General features: G+C 43.4%; 16 protein-coding genes. 9 read left to right on the top strand and 7 right to left on the bottom strand.

Annotated elements, in window-relative coordinates; translation table 11 throughout:
- Positions 1-19: 19 nt before the first annotated feature.
- The 3 genes from nhaC (at position 20) to L2755_RS08505 (ending at position 2607) form a co-directional block, all read left to right on the top strand.
- Positions 20-1552 carry a Na+/H+ antiporter NhaC gene (nhaC, locus tag L2755_RS08515; RefSeq protein ID WP_248980255.1) on the top strand — a complete coding sequence of 511 codons (1533 nt, stop codon included), beginning with the start codon at positions 20-22 and terminating at the stop codon, positions 1550-1552.
- A 160-nt stretch (positions 1553-1712) separates the two neighbouring features.
- Positions 1713-1961 carry an HP1242/YdcH family protein gene (locus L2755_RS08510; RefSeq protein ID WP_248980254.1) on the top strand — a complete coding sequence of 83 codons (249 nt, stop codon included), beginning with the start codon at positions 1713-1715 and terminating at the stop codon, positions 1959-1961.
- 301 nt (positions 1962-2262) lie between these two features.
- Positions 2263-2607 carry a TM2 domain-containing protein gene (locus L2755_RS08505; RefSeq protein ID WP_248980253.1) on the top strand — a complete coding sequence of 115 codons (345 nt, stop codon included), beginning with the start codon at positions 2263-2265 and terminating at the stop codon, positions 2605-2607.
- 162 nt (positions 2608-2769) lie between these two features.
- Here the strand turns inward: L2755_RS08505 and L2755_RS08500 are convergent, their stop codons facing one another.
- Positions 2770-3993 carry a hypothetical protein gene (locus L2755_RS08500; protein WP_248980252.1) on the bottom strand — a complete coding sequence of 408 codons (1224 nt, stop codon included), beginning with the start codon at positions 3991-3993 and terminating at the stop codon, positions 2770-2772.
- Between the two features lie 203 nt (positions 3994-4196).
- On the opposite strand from L2755_RS08500, the gene L2755_RS22285 reads away from it, so the two are divergent.
- The 4 genes from L2755_RS22285 to L2755_RS08480 all read left to right on the top strand — a co-directional run bounded on the left by L2755_RS22285 (position 4197) and on the right by L2755_RS08480 (position 7991).
- The gene (locus L2755_RS22285; RefSeq protein WP_248980251.1) at positions 4197-4883 is read left to right on the top strand and encodes a response regulator transcription factor; all 687 of its coding nucleotides are present in this window, start codon (positions 4197-4199) and stop codon (positions 4881-4883) included.
- The gene (locus L2755_RS08490; protein ID WP_248980250.1) at positions 4876-6246 is read left to right on the top strand and encodes a sensor histidine kinase; all 1371 of its coding nucleotides are present in this window, start codon (positions 4876-4878) and stop codon (positions 6244-6246) included. Before L2755_RS22285 ends, L2755_RS08490 begins: the two co-directional genes overlap by 8 nt.
- 115 nt (positions 6247-6361) lie before the next feature.
- Positions 6362-6841, top strand: coding sequence for an aminoacyl-tRNA deacylase (locus tag L2755_RS08485; RefSeq protein ID WP_248980249.1), 480 nt, complete (start codon positions 6362-6364; stop codon positions 6839-6841).
- A gap of 106 nt (positions 6842-6947) precedes the next feature.
- Positions 6948-7991: a hypothetical protein gene (locus tag L2755_RS08480; protein WP_248980248.1), complete on the top strand. Its 1044-nt coding sequence runs from the start codon at positions 6948-6950 to the stop codon at positions 7989-7991.
- Between the two features lie 449 nt (positions 7992-8440).
- Here L2755_RS08480 and L2755_RS08475 read toward each other — a convergent pair whose 3' ends face one another.
- The 6 genes from L2755_RS08475 to L2755_RS08450 form a co-directional block, all read right to left on the bottom strand.
- Positions 8441-8653, bottom strand: coding sequence for a helix-turn-helix domain-containing protein (locus L2755_RS08475; RefSeq protein ID WP_202286302.1), 213 nt, complete (start codon positions 8651-8653; stop codon positions 8441-8443).
- On the bottom strand, positions 8653-9213 hold the full coding sequence (locus tag L2755_RS08470) for a DUF2975 domain-containing protein (RefSeq protein WP_248980247.1): 561 nt from the start codon (positions 9211-9213) through the stop codon (positions 8653-8655). Before L2755_RS08470 ends, L2755_RS08475 begins: the two co-directional genes overlap by 1 nt.
- Positions 9210-10076, bottom strand: coding sequence for an alpha/beta hydrolase (locus L2755_RS08465; RefSeq protein WP_248980246.1), 867 nt, complete (start codon positions 10074-10076; stop codon positions 9210-9212). The genes L2755_RS08470 and L2755_RS08465 overlap by 4 nt, the downstream gene beginning before the upstream one ends.
- A gap of 312 nt (positions 10077-10388) precedes the next feature.
- Positions 10389-10595, bottom strand: coding sequence for an AbrB/MazE/SpoVT family DNA-binding domain-containing protein (locus tag L2755_RS08460; RefSeq protein WP_248980245.1), 207 nt, complete (start codon positions 10593-10595; stop codon positions 10389-10391).
- Positions 10596-10824: 229 nt separating this feature from the next.
- Positions 10825-11349 (bottom strand): hypothetical protein, encoded by a 525-nt coding sequence (locus L2755_RS08455; RefSeq protein ID WP_248980244.1) that lies wholly within the window; start codon positions 11347-11349, stop codon positions 10825-10827.
- Positions 11342-12091: a winged helix-turn-helix domain-containing protein gene (locus L2755_RS08450; RefSeq protein ID WP_248980243.1), complete on the bottom strand. Its 750-nt coding sequence runs from the start codon at positions 12089-12091 to the stop codon at positions 11342-11344. The genes L2755_RS08455 and L2755_RS08450 overlap by 8 nt, the downstream gene beginning before the upstream one ends.
- A 655-nt stretch (positions 12092-12746) precedes the next feature.
- Here L2755_RS08450 and L2755_RS08445 point away from each other — a divergent pair.
- Positions 12747-13556, top strand: coding sequence for a cytochrome c3 family protein (locus L2755_RS08445; RefSeq protein ID WP_248980273.1), 810 nt, complete (start codon positions 12747-12749; stop codon positions 13554-13556).
- Between the two features lie 16 nt (positions 13557-13572).
- Positions 13573-14067, top strand: coding sequence for a hypothetical protein (locus L2755_RS08440; protein ID WP_248980242.1), 495 nt, complete (start codon positions 13573-13575; stop codon positions 14065-14067).
- The last annotated feature ends 56 nt before the right edge of the window (positions 14068-14123 follow it).

The raw sequence follows: 14123 nt of genomic DNA, 5'->3' as shown, positions 1-14123 counted from the left end.
CAATAATAAGGAACATATAATGACCTCGAATCAAGCACCTTCAGAGCAAGATCACAATGAGACTCCCAAGGCCAAACAGCAAAATGAGCAGGCTAAGAGAACCCCTAGCCTATTTGATGCGCTCATTCCAGTGTTTGCCCTTGTTTCCATGTTGTCAGCCGCGGTTTACCTCTATTCATCCGATAGCTCCTACGGGGCTAATCAGATAGCCCTTATATTGGCGGCCTGCATTGCACTCATCGTTGGTGTCAAAAATGGCTATAGCTGGAAGGAGATGGAAGCCGGTATCGTTAAAAGTGTCGCCGTATCAGTCGGAGCGCTGCTAATCCTGTTCTCTGTTGGTTCTTTAATTGGCACCTGGATACTGGCAGGTACTGTACCGACGATGATCTACTACGGTATGTTACTACTCAACCCCGAATATTTTTATGCCGCCGCCTGCCTATTATGTGCCGTTATTGCCATTAGTATTGGTAGCTCTTGGACCGTTGCAGGCACACTAGGTATTGCGTTAGTGGGTGTTGCGGCAGCCATGGGATTAAGTGTAGAGATCACCGCGGGGGCTATCATCAGTGGCGCCTATTTTGGCGATAAAATGTCGCCGATGTCCGATACGACCAACCTTGCCCCAGCGGTAGCAGGCACCGATCTTTTCAGCCATATTAGGCACATGGTATGGACCACGACTCCAAGTATTATCATCGCACTGATAGGGTTTCTAATCTTAGGCTTTACGAGTCCCGCTAGTGGAGAGGCTGGTGACTTGCAACAGAGCATGTTGCTATTGCAGCAGCAGTTTAATCCTGGACTTCACCTCTTGTTGCCGCTGCTGGTGGTTTTAGTCTTGGCTTATAAGAAGATGCCAGCGTTTCCCACTGTCATTCTTGGTACCATCGCAGGCGCTATCAGCGCGGCACTGTTTCAGTTTGATGGCATCATCGCCTTTGCTAATGATGAGAGTCTGCCGCCAATAGTCGCTATGGTCAAAGGGATCTGGACCGCCATGTTTGATGGCTACACGGCGAACACTGGCGATGAGGTACTCGATAGTTTGCTCAGTCGAGGTGGCATGAGCCAGATGACCAATACCGTCTGGTTGATCCTTTGCGCCATGGCATTTGGTGGCATTATGGAGGTCACCGGACTACTAAAACGTATTTTGCAGAGCATGTTGAGCTTGGTCACCTCCAGTGGCAGCTTGATCATTACCACTTTGGCGACCTGTATTGGTGCAAACCTCATTACCGGCGATCAGTTTATTGCCATCATTCTGCCTGGTCGTATGTTAAAAGCTGAATACACCAAGCGCGGGCTTGCAGCGAAAAACCTGAGCCGAGCATTGGAAGACTCCGCAACCATCACCAGTCCACTCGTCCCCTGGAATACCTGCGGTGCTTACATGGCCAGTACATTAGGGGTGGCTACTATTGCTTATCTACCTTACGCCTTCTTCAACTTAGTTTGTCCATTGGTCAGTGGCACTTATGCCTATTTTAATTTCAAGATAGAGAAGCTAGAAGATCTGCCCGAATTCATTGAAGCTAAAGCATAACGGCTAAATGTTATTCCCCCATAAATAGCGAGCATATTTGCTCGCTATTTTTGTTAACTAGATCGCTAAAATAACGAAATCTAACCTTTGCTAAAATCCATAATGGTGTAATGTTGGTAGCACAACGTTATAAATTTCTGTTCACCGTTCAGGGGTACCTATGCTAAATGAGAATCACGCACTTATTTTCGATTTCCCAGAATTTAAACAAGACATTGTTTATTTGAATCATAAAGACGAAGCATTCCAAGCACTATCCAAGCAGTATCACTTATTAGATTACGAAATTCGTCAGCTAGAAATTGACGGTAGCCCCACCGATGATGAACACATGCATCAGCTCAAAGTACAGCGGGCGAATTTAAAAGACGTCTTATTTCAAAAATTGAAAGATCATCACGCCGAATAAGCTTGTATGGGGTCGGTGAGCAACCGCCCCCTCTTGCCTCACTCCTTTAAAAAATAATGCCACGCCTACAACGCTATCACAGCTAAAGCAGCGATCTCCGCTAGCGACTATAACAAACCGCATTTCCGTTAGCTTAAGAGTGAAGTTGAGGCATGCCCCTACCTCACTCATTGCTAATCGTTATGTGAGTGACCGATTACGTTTTCAGCTTTATTTTATTAATGTGATCTACACACCTATATTTCAGCGCACACTTGTACGCATAATAAGCCATTAGCGATATTGACTATTGGAGTTTGCAATGCAACACCTTGATTGCCCACAGTGCAGCAAAAAGATCGACCTTAATCTAGTGAGCTGCCCCCAATGTCACGCAGCTCAAGGGTTAGAAGCCTTCTCTGGAGTCGATCCTGACATCCGTATTAAAAACCAGAAACTGGCAATATGGTTTGGATTTTTATTCGGTGGATTAGGCTTACATAAGTTCTATTTAGGTCAACACCTGAAGGGCAGCTTGTACTTAGTCTTTAGCTGGACATTAGTACCGATAGTGGTTGGCTGGGTCGATGCAGTGCGTACCTTGAAAATGAGTCCGTTTAATTTTCAACAACGTTATTGCCGTCGAGAGGGTCAGCACTACATTTAACCAATAGCATTTAGTCTAAAAAATACAATTTTCTCCAAGCAGTATTTGTGCATTTTATGATCGCCGTTCAACACATAGACTAACGATTTAAGCTAAAATCAATGACAACAAAGCCGCTCAGATAAGCGGCCTAAATGTTAAACCTATCATATCAATAAGTGTTTACAACGCAGTACTACTGTCGCTGAACAGCGCCTTTTCAATGCCATTAAGGGTATTAATGCCATCTCGATGACTCACCATATCGGTAATAATCGTGGCGCCGTTGTCTTGCTTTTCAATACTGTACTGCGATGAACTACCGCTAAATTTAACGCCATTGTTACCACTATTACCGGTGATATTGTTATCGAGTTGATTAACCACCACATTGCTATCTAGCTTGCCAGTTAGCGTCACATCCTTAAGGTATTGCGAATGGTGACTATAACCGATGTCACAATTGAACTTCAGGCTAAAATCACCCATAAAGCTCGCATCAATTCGCGCATTATAGGTAAGGTAGGAATGAAAGAATTTATTGTGCATCAACTCAGCAGCTAATGGGTCTTCACTGCTAATTTCAGCGCGTGTTTTTGCAATATATCCGCCCCACATGCTGTGAGTTTCGCTGCCAGTCCATGCCCCCCACAAACCATAATAAGCATCGATAACTGACGCGAGATATTCTTGAGTTAAACTATTTTCAGCAGTGAGTTCAGTGATCCAATTTTCATCCCCACCCCATAGTTTGTCATTTAACGCTGTGGTTTGAGCGGCTCTAATTTCAGCTTGATAGCTAGGCAAGGCGCCGATGAACTCACTATCTTGGTCCACACCGATCCCGTAATCATGCATCATATGCAGGATCTCTTCAAAACTCGCATCACGATGCTCTTCATAGTTTTGATTGATATACCAAGCGCCACCTTCAACTTGAATTTCATTTTGATATAGCGGTTGTCCGCCTAGCTCTGTAGCAGCATTGCTGCCATCATCACTGCCATTGAGGAGTAATAAGATAGCGCCATTGTCTGCCATCTTATTGGCCACAGCAGATTTGTCACTACCATATTCAGAGCCGGGTAAATTAGTCAGGTAATGAGTCAAAATAGCGCGGGAGCGTACTATCTGGTTATCACTAATCAAGTCTTGCGCAATAATATGGATAGACTTGCCATTGGGTGCTTTAATTTGTGTATAACGATTAAATTTAAGTGCAGCGCTATAGGTCGTCAATAATGATGCAGGCACATCCTCAATACCAAGTGCCTTTGTTTCTGCTGACAGGCCAGAGCCTGAGTTATTGTTGCCACCGGATGGCGTACTCGAAGAGTCAGAATTACAGGCCACTAAGGCCATTAAACTTGCTGTTACAACCCCAACCAATATTACTTTAGCCACCATAGTCTACTCCTAATACCTCTTTGATTTGAGCTGTAAAATTAACATGACCATTAAGCTCGTAGGGTAAGAGAAAGTAAGCACATTACACGCTATGTAAGCACATGTAAGCGAACTGTATTTAGTGACAATATCCTGTAAAATCAGACTCGTCAGCGCAGCATTTCTATCATACGTTGGTAGAGTTAATATTAAGGTAAACAGTTGTGAGTAAAGCAAATATACTCATTGTTGAAGATGATAAAGAGATCTCTCGCCTCACCGCAATGTATCTCGAAGCTGAAGGTTACAGCACCCACATTATCAATAATGGCTTACACGCAGTAACCGCCGTGCGGTTAGAGCAACCCGAGTTAATCATTCTAGATTTAATGTTACCCGGTTTAGACGGTGTATCGGTTTGTAAACAGGTGCGTAAATTCTATCGAGGGCCTATCTTGGTGTTAACCGCCTGCAGCGACGATATCAGCGAGGTAAGCCTGCTAAAACTGGGTGCTGACGATTACCTCACTAAGCCTGTGCGGCCACATGTGATGCTTGCCAGAATTGAAGCCTTACTTAGGCGCAGTCAACCCATCGTCCCGAGTCAAAAGCAGTTACAAGTTGGCCAGCTCATGATTGACACCAGTAAGCAAATAGTGAGCTATGACGATCTAACACTTGTGCTCACGACCGCTGAGTACGATATGTTACTGCTGCTTGCTTCCCATGCTGGCACCGTCGTTTCTAGAGAAGATTGTTGCCGCGCGTTAAGAGGCATAGATTATGATTTTAATGACCGTTCAGTTGATATGCGGATCTCAGGACTAAGAAAAAAACTCAATGACGACACGCCCCCCTACAAAACCATATTAACGATACGTAACAAAGGATACATGTTGATCGATGGCTAACTATCTTCCACCTCTTTTTACTCGCCTTTACTTGAGTTTGCTAACGGCATTATTTGCCAGCATTATCTTAACTCTGTACTTAAGTGAGCAGTTTCTAGAGCAAAGTGATGTAGTCGATTTTTATGATGATAGCTATCAAACTTTTATTGAAATCACCTCAGACATCCAGCGCACCCACTTGTCTGTGGAGCGCTATATTAATAGTTCTCAAGGGCTACATCCTCAATTCGATATTACGTGGCAAGCAAAATGGAATGCTGAACTAGACTGCTCAAACTGCGAGTTTCTGAGTAATATGGCAGGGGTATCGATTTACCAATTAACGGATGAGCAACTGTTGGCTGTTTATCCGCTTTACCAAACTAACGGCACTATTTTGATTGCGGATCGTCTGCCAAACCGTTTATTTGTTGATGCTCCCTATCGCCAACAGAGCAGCAGTTTTATTGAATTATTGCGCAATGATCCCGCAGAGTTTATCCCTTATTTACTGTTACTCGTGGTGATTATCACTATAGGTACCACGCTATACTTTTCAGTGCGGCGGTTACAGACGCAGATAAATCAACTCGTCGATACCAATAAACAGTTTGGTAAAGGCAATCTCCATATTAGAGCGAATCAAAGCTACTCCGAGCCAGTGAATGAGTTGGCAGACAGTTTTAACCGAATGGCAGATGCCATCACTGAAACAGTAAAAGAGAATCAAGTGTTTGCCCAAGCGGTGCCCCATGAAATGCGCACGCCATTGAGTCGAATTCAGCTCGCAACCGGATTACTGCGCCAACGCAGCCTGCAAAACGAAGCGCTAGAACTACTGGATGACATCGACAGCTATATCGATGATATTGAGAAGTTAACTCGCCAGGTGCTGACCTTCTCAAAGCTAAATGCAGCGTCAAATCAAGATGACAGCCAAAACAAGCAGCTCATAAAGCTTGATGAATATTTGCAGAGTCGAGTTAAACAATTAATAACTGACAATGGAATCATCGTGAACTTAAATCTGCAGCCGCTTCAGCTTGAATGCGATCCAGCCTACTTACGGTTAATGTTTGATAATCTGTTTAAAAATGCACTGATGTATGCAAATGCTCAAGTAGAGGTCTCAACCAGTTTTAGCCACAACAGGCTCATTATCAGTGTTGACGATGATGGCCCAGGCATTGATAGCCAACAATTTGAAACCATTTTTCTACCCTTTGCACGCATAGATAGGAGCCGCAGCCAACAAACTGGCGGCTTAGGGCTTGGCTTGGCTATTGCCAAAGCAGCAGCAAGACGCATGCAGGGAAAGTTATCAGTCAGTCGCGGCCACTTAGGCGGTGCTAATTTTAGCTGCCAGCTCTCCCAACAAGATTAACTAAACCTCCTCTGAGCTAGCCAACCACTAGCGGAATGACTGCTTCCCAGCACAATATCAAAGCCCATGAACTATAATTAGGGCTAATGTCATATCGGTGAAAAGAGGCAATACTATGACTATTTCAAACCGATTAAATAAGTACCTAGTGGAAAACGATGTCAAGTACGATCTTGTCTCCCACCCCCACAGTGTAAGCTCACTTAACTCAGCCTTTGGGGCTCATGTGCCTGCAACCCAGGTCGCTAAGGCAGTGATTTTAGAAGATCATGAAGGCCGTAAGGTCATGGCAGTATTACCCGCCAACCACAAAATCAGTTTACGTTCGCTCGGTGACAAGCTAAACCGAGATCTGCACCTACTCAAGGAGCAGCAGATCTACCCAATGTTTAATGATTGTGAGAATGGGGCTATCCCCTCCATTGGTGCAGTTTATAACTTAGAAGCCGTTTATGATGATCTATTAGTCAACGCCAAGGAGGTCTACTTCGAAGCGGGCGACCACAGCAGCCTGGTACACATGAGTCGACAGTCATTTATTCGACTCATTAAAGATGCTAAACACTTACGATTTAGCTACCAAAGTGTCCATTAGCCTCCCGCTTGGGTATTGAGTCATGCTCAAGTGTCTCAATGCCTATAGCGACCAATGAACACCTACCTGTAAATGCTGATCAGCTTCCTAAATAAGGAATATTGTTATGCAGTATTCACGTCCAAGTACATTATTGCTCATAGTGGCGATACTATTTACCCTCATCATTAGTAACGCCAACGCCAATTCAGTGAAAAAATTGTCTATCTCCGCGCCGAATGGCTTTAGCAAAGCGCCGACAATTACCGTCTACTCCAGTACTGGTGAAAAGTGGGATAAGATTGATAAAACCAAGATCAGCCAGTTTTCAATCAACTTGAATGCCGAGTGTAAGTATGAAGGTAAGGGCAATAAAGCCTATAAAGGCAGGATGAGCGTATCAGGATTTTCATTAGTCGGTGACAGCGCAGAGCCTGCTAATTTCTTAATCCCCCATAGCAAAGAGGCTTCAGGTCAGTACAGCTACACCAACGGCCAGAATATTAGTCCTAGTACCGTATGCAATAATGAATTGAACAAACGGCTATCCTCTGAACCGACACTCAGTAAGTACCATTTATTAGCGAAAGGCTTCAAGGTTAATTATCCAGCAGCTTTTACTGTCGGCTATCATTTAACCTGTAAACCCACGGGTCTTGGCTTTACAGATACCTCGTCAAAAAGTACCCAGGTGAACGCAAAAATAGCCTGCCTCGCCTCTGCCCTTGCCGAAACTAAAATACCCAAGCCCAAGCCTAAAATGGCCACCATGCTGCTGATCCCCTTAATCAAGAGCGTTAGCTTCAAGGCGAACCCTAGCAGCTATAAAGGCAGTTGCCCGACGGGCGTCAAGTTCAATGGCAGCATCGTCAGCAATAGCGCTGGCACGGTGAAATATCGATACGTGAGTCATGACGCTAAAATATCGCCAACCTTCACACTCAAGTTCACAAAGGCAAGCACGCTTGCCGTCAGAAGTTGGCACCGTACAATTTCAAAACCAGAAGCGAGTAAGACTTTGGCCGTTAATGGTTCCAGTACTAATAACGCCATTCAGGGTTGGTATCGTTTAGAGGTATTATCGCCGCAACCTAAAACGGTGGTAACGGCCAAATATAAAGTCGAATGTGTAACACCTACACCGGCACGAGCTCAGATAAAAAATGGATAACCAATGGGTTTATCCCCGTTCTACCTGAAAGTGCAAGATTTGGGTAGAACGGAGGTAAATAGACAGTCAATGCAGGAGTTGGACACTTGAGCTATTCTCATAGGCTGAATGTCAAAGAATTAAGTCGCTGAGATTTATACCAATTCCATTAAGTATGTGATCAATTCAGAGCTCTCTCAGGGCTTTCAATTCCAGGCGCATTGTGGAAGAAATGGTTATTCCCTTTTAAGACAATGCAACGCAGCAGTGAAAGTCCTGAGAAGCTCACGTTGTGCGGGTTTAAAATCACTTTATACTGCGCATGTGGTTCTCGATATAGAATAACTATTAGCTACAACCCACTTGCTTGCCTAAAGTGATTTTAATTCCCGCTGAATGAGCAACTATTTAATGGAATTGGTATTAATACCATGAGCAAAATACCGAGGCCAAGTTAAAGCTGGTTGACGTTATACAGGATCATCCTGATAGCGCAATATATCCCCAGGCTGGCAGTCTAAATAGCGACAAATAGCCTCCAGAGTTGAAAAGCGAACAGCCTTCGCCCTGCCCGATCTAAGAATTGACAAATTCTGCGGGGTGATGCCAATTGCCGCCGCAAGCTCTGTCGATTTCATCTTGCGTTTAGCCAACTGCACATCAAGCTCTATCACGATAGCCACTATATGGTTAACTCTTGTTCTGATTGCAGCAATAACCCTTGCAACATAACTTCAGCAATAACAATGATGATTAAGCCCACCAGTAGCATTGCGATGTCATTTTCTCCAAAGCTAATGGCTCGCTTTAGAGTCAGCTCTGAGTACATATTATTCATCATTATGCTCAATATGGGTGGATATATTATGTTTAGCAAAAATTGTCCCACCAGAGTCCAACCTAAATAGCGAAAACAGTTAATATTGGCTAACTCAAACACTCTTCCCCGCTGGTACAGGCTAAACAAGCGTAATAATACACAATTAATAATCACTAACGGAATTATCTGTATTAACCCCATTAGCAACACTTGGTTAAATCCATGCAATGCTAATTGCTCTGCTAACACACTCCAATTGCCAGCAACATCTAGCCCCAGCCAAACTTCCATACCACCTTCTCCGCCAATAACGACATGATGATCTTGATGGAAAATACCAATCGCTAAACTCAACAGTAGAGATAGCAAGGTAAAATAGAGCCCGAATTTTACGATTGAGCTCAGTATTTTGATTCTATTCATAATGTTTCGGCCTTGTCTGCCAACAGCACTTTTTCAATAAAGGCTTTATAGTGAACCGAAAACAGCTCTGACTTAATCGCATTGCCATGTCCTTTACCTGGGGCGATAAACAACTGTTTGTTTGGTGTTGCCGCACTTTCATACAAGGTTTTTGATAAGCTAACAGGAGTGGTCCTATCGTTTTCACCCACCATTACCAGCAACTCTCCAGAGTAACTTTCGATGTTAGCCAGGTTATCAATCTTGGCAAGTTCATCGCTAATATCAAGCTCAATAAAAGGCATTGCATACCAAGGAACTTGTGCGTCGATCATCGCCTTAGCCGTAGTTGTTGAGCCTTCCAAAACTAACCCATCGACTGGCCGCTGATCAGCAAGGCTGCCGGCTATCATGCTGCCCAATGATATCCCATGAGCGATAACGGGCAGTTTTGCCAAGCTTGGGGCTGACTTAACATAGTCGTAAATATCACTCGCATCAGTTTGCAATGCACTGATACTTGGTATGCCTTCACTCATACCGTAACCACGATGATCCATAATCAGCAGGTTATTATCGAATTGACTCAGTATTTTTGCCAATGCTCCACCTTGCGATTCGAACCTGAACTGATTCCCACCAAAATAGATCAATGTGAAACGAGCGTTTGGCTGTGTGATGAGTGCACCTTTCAATCGAGTACCATCAGTCGCACTGATACTGATAAATTCAAGTGCTTGTTGTCGTCCCCAAGTATCGACATCCGCCTGACTAATTGAATCATCAGGATATAAAAAGTGTTCCTCTGTCACCGAAATAGACTGACAAGCCGACAACATCAATAACCCCAAAAATAGCGTAACGTATTTTGCAGCGCGTTCCATTCAACATCCTTATTTAACTCAAGCTAATTTACACTGAAATCTACCCATACCATTAACATTAGTCAATAATTAATTATCGATAAACGGTAATTAATTACTCGCGAATACTACTTTAAATTAGCCTCTTTGATATTAAACCAACAAATTACAGCCACAGGTATTAATGGATATTTTGCTTATCGATGACATCGAAGGGGTGAGTAGATTGTTGGTGGTAGTTAGGTAGTTAGGTAGTTAGGTAGAGAAGATATTAAACGCCGTAAAAGCTGAACGCTTACGGCGCTAACCATTTAATTTGGATAGATGGTAGGATTAAGCATCTTCTTCATGCATATAACCCTCTATTAATGCTATCTGCTCCGCCAATTCATCGCTTTTTGAGGTGAGTCGGTAACAGCCATGGGCCATTTTCTCTAAGGCTATATTGTCGCCGGCACCAAGATGCAGCTGGTCGATGATCTCTTGTGGTAACTCTAGCCCTAAGCCTTTGCCGACATTCTTAATCTTGAGTTCTGTCATAATCATTACCTACGTATGTGTCTTACATTCGGCTAACAGCTCCAGTCACCGAAATGTAAAAACAAACCAATTAACTCAAATTATAGTTGATCTCGCAGGCGCTGGAGGATGAGTAACGGCGACAGCAAAGTCGATGAAATGTAGAAAGATAGCAAAGGAGTATAAAGATGGAAAAAGAACAAAGTTAACGCTGCAATGGCTAGCTTAAAGCTAGCCATTGGATTAAACATTACCCCATAGTGACTAGACTACAGGCGCAGATATTGGTGCTCGGTAAAAAGTACAACAGCGCAGTATTTTCACTTTGGTTACGACTAGCGATTTGAATCGTTAAGTTGTGCACCCCTTCCTTGGTAATATTGCGACTGGCGAACGCTTCCAAATGGCTCCCATGTAAAGGCAATGACAACTCGCTATTATGTCGAATAAGCTCACTACTGACCAAATTGAGGATATAGATATCCTTGTCCTTATTCGCACTCAGCACATCGCCCTTTAATTGTAGGGTAGCAATGGGAATACCGTCGGTGGTGAAGTATCGATAACTAATACTAGCCGAGCGTTTTTGCAGGGCAAAATCAGCAATCATTGAGTGGTGTTCAATGACATTGGTTCTGGGATTCATGGCAACCAGTTCATTGCGACATGACAACACAATGTCCACTTCGGTTGCCTTAATGTGCTGATAAACAATTATTCCTATGACTAGCGCCAATAGCCCGCCACTTAACACTATTTTTAGCTGTTTAATCACAGAGTGATACCTCCTTGAGCCAGTCTTCTGAAATAAATTCAGGGCTTAAGCTAAAGTCGATAGTTTTAATGTTTCTCATCAATGTGCCGCCTTTCGCTGTTTTGCCGAGCATGGATACATTAAGCACCTGCATATCATTTGAAAATGCGAGGTACACCCTATCCCATGTCAAATGCGGGCAACGATTTAGTGCAAATACAACCTTGGCTTCGACGGACACCTCTTGCCGTAATCTAATTCTCGGCGACTCTAACCAAGTAAGTATCAGTTGCTGGCCATTATCCAAGGTAATGTTACGACTGGTTTTAATAGGTACATCTACATCTTTAAACAAGATGTATTGATGCATCGCCGTCACCACGGCAATACAGCTAATTAAAAGTGCCGCCACAGTTAACATAAGGTACTTTTTACGCGCCTTAGAGTGCTGCAACCAGCTTGCATTAGGCGCTGCTATATTTAACCGATAACCTTTGCGAGGAAAGGTCTCAATTAACTCAGCATGCGCTTCGCCAAAATGCTTTCGTAAGGTGAACACCGCTTTTGCTACAGCAGATTCGCTCATCACTGCGGTTTGCGAACCCGCACAAGCAAGCTGCCCCTTACTCATCACTTGATTGGGGTGAGTCACTAACAGTTCAAGCACCTGGCATTCGGTGCGTGTTAGGTGTACTGAACTTTGAGTTTCACTATTGAATAACTGACTATTGGCAATATCAAATTCAAAGATTTTTAACCGCATATCAATAGCGTCCATATAAAATCGTTAAGCTATTTTACTGCAATTACAACAGCACAAACATCCTGCCAATCACAATTTGGCAATACACAATATTATTTGTCAGCAGATATGCAATAGATCTAATACTCTGTTCATAATGTCGGCCCTATCATTGCTTTTCTAGCCTTTACGCTTATTGCATGGGATCTTAAATAGCAATATTACCCGTAGGTTTTTATTGCTCACTTATTTTCAGAGCAACTAACTGACTTGCAATGCATCCTCCATCGAAAATTCAAAGGTGTATATGCAATTTTTCTTGTGCATCATAACGTTATTAGATCTAGATCAATAAACCCAGCCAGTAATAAACAGGATAAAACGCTGTAATTAGCATTACATCTGTTACGAATAAAGAATATAGGCATTATTCGCCACTCATTACGCATTTAGCAGTAGTTTACACCAATACCCAGCCGAATCATTACGGCGATAATTTAGGTGAAAATTACTTTGAGCTAGCTCTCATCAGCATTTTCAATGCCCTGTCATTCTTATCTCAAGCCAATGCAGCGTTGATTTGCACTCCAACAGGGTCAGCATTTTAACTACCTGCAGCTAATTCAAAACGCTCAAGCAGAGTATTGAGTGACATAATAAAATGGGACATAAAATGATGAAAACACTAAATAGAAGACAAGCAATCAACCGTATCATTGGCATTACCTCAGTTGCCGCAGGTACAGCTTTAGTGGCAAACCCTGTTATCGCAGCAGTTACAAGTAGTACTGGCGAGTGGAGACTAGCAGTAGGTGAAAAATTAGCTTACGCCAAACTAGACCCTATGACGGTTGCTAAACTCGCCTATGAAACGGGTAACGGCTGTATGTTCCAAGTGTTTGACAGCATCATCAAAAGTTTAGCTCTGTCAGATTCTCCAGATGCCGAAAAATTTGCACTGTTGCCTACAGGGCTTGCGGTATATGGCTGGGCGGGCATGCTTGGTGAAGGTACTGTTTGCGGTAATATTAACGCGACCGGTATGTTAGCTAATTTACTGAGTATTAACGGTGAACAAGCCAACGCACTTCTTAGTCCAACAATGCGCTATTACGAAAGCCAAGCGTTACCACTGCAAACTGCTGAGTTTATTGAAGGGATTGGCGCTGATATGACTGAGACATTAGATCAAGTCGGTACTCCTACTTCAGCAAACACTATCTTATGTCACTCCTCTATCAGCCTATGGGCAAGAGAAAATGGCAAATCCTTCAGCCAAAAAGGCATGCGCTGTAAGCAACTATCCGCTTCTGTTGTTTATGAGCTAGTGGACATGTTAAATAAAGCGTTTGATGGCGAAACGGTAATCGATCACCCTATCTCAGATACTGTTGCCGGCTGTCAAAGCTGCCACACTTCAGAGTCCACATTTGCTCCAAGTGTGAAAACCAATATGGGTTGTGATACCTGCCACACTGGCCACTAAACGCAGGGAAATAACTATGAAACATACTAAATTATACTGCGCCATCGGCCTAAGCTCTGTGCTACTGTTCGGCTGCGGAAGCGATGACGATAAGACTGTCGAACCGCCTGTTGAGCCACCAGTTTCGCCAGTCACCACGATTGGCATAAATGAAACTGAAACTCTGAGCGTGAGTTTACAAACAATAGACGCTGAAAAAGGTAGCGTAGCGTTAACCCTTACCGGTGATGGCGACAAGTTGGTGACTGATGCCAGCGGCTTTAACTTAATCATCATGGGTTACCCAAAGGCAGGCGATACTTCAGTTAAATACAAACTTGCTTGGCATCAAGCCAACCATGCAAATTGTATTGAAGATGCAGAGTGCGCCTTGACAGTCACTGAATCTGAGTCTGGGATCTACAATCTTGAGCTAGGCTCAGTAGACTGGAAAGATGCAGTTGACAACTATCGCGTTGCGGTAGAAGTTAAAGGTGAAAAAGCACACCTTGAATTAGCGTTCTTCGATTAATGCCTTCACCCAAATAATAGATAGGCAAGACTCGACTAACACGCAATGACCATTCA

Source organism: Shewanella abyssi, assembly GCF_023284025.1.
GTDB classification, from domain to species: domain Bacteria; phylum Pseudomonadota; class Gammaproteobacteria; order Enterobacterales; family Shewanellaceae; genus Shewanella; species Shewanella abyssi.
The sequence above is the reverse complement of the archived record's forward strand: the minus strand, read 5'-3'. Positions and strand labels throughout refer to the sequence as shown.